The following is a 229-nucleotide window of genomic DNA, read 5'->3' on the forward strand; positions in this document are numbered from 1 at the left end:
TATTAATTTAGCGAAACATGCAGCGAAACAATTAAACACTGTTGTTGTAATGACGGGCCCAACGGACTATATAACAGATGGAAAAACAAGTTTTGAGGTTTTTAATGGACACAAGTTGCTTACGAGTGTAACTGGAACAGGTTGTCTTTTAAGTTCAATCATTGCGGCTTTTTGTTCACAATATGAAGATAAAGTAACTGCAAGCACTGCAGCAGTGATATTTTATGGG

At 36.7% G+C, this 229-nt stretch carries 1 protein-coding gene; it reads left to right on the forward strand.

Features of this window, described 5'->3' with window-relative positions:
* Nucleotides 1–229, forward strand: a 229-nt coding sequence (locus tag AOA60_RS29695) for a hydroxyethylthiazole kinase (RefSeq protein ID WP_178075436.1), incomplete at both ends; no start/stop codon positions are given.

It is taken from the genome of Pseudomonas sp. 2822-17 (assembly GCF_002742485.1).
GTDB lineage: Bacteria > Pseudomonadota > Gammaproteobacteria > Pseudomonadales > Pseudomonadaceae > Aquipseudomonas > Aquipseudomonas cyclaminis.